This is a genomic window from Pseudoalteromonas sp. SIMBA_162 (assembly GCF_046535955.1).
Classification (GTDB): Bacteria; Pseudomonadota; Gammaproteobacteria; order Enterobacterales; family Alteromonadaceae; genus Pseudoalteromonas; species Pseudoalteromonas marina.
In genome coordinates this window covers 1-245 of sequence record NZ_JAWJBQ010000980.1, presented here as the reverse complement: position 1 = coordinate 245, position 245 = coordinate 1, and the positions used below count along the sequence as shown (strand labels likewise).

1 protein-coding gene is annotated in these 245 nt (G+C 43.3%); it reads right to left on the bottom strand.

Annotation, left to right across the window (positions count from 1 at the left end; all coding sequences use genetic code 11):
- Nucleotides 1-245 (bottom strand): YiiX/YebB-like N1pC/P60 family cysteine hydrolase (locus R0J88_RS22635; RefSeq protein WP_410901269.1); only part of this gene is annotated, 245 nt, incomplete at both ends.

Below are 245 nucleotides of genomic sequence, written 5' to 3'. Positions count from 1 at the left end.
AAACCCGGATGATGCCACAAACTGGCTGGCGTAACGGTTTTACGCTCCCACGGAATAGAACCCAGGAACCAGAATTTCCAGAAAGTGAGTTTTGCATTCGGATTGCTATTTAACAATTCTCCAAACGTCTCTATTTCACCCACCGGAATACATAGCGCCTCTTTATAAATATCAAAGACAAATTTTGAACAGAACTGGCGCGAAGATTCGTATTTAAAACCGGTGTGGTAAAGTTTGCGTAGCCG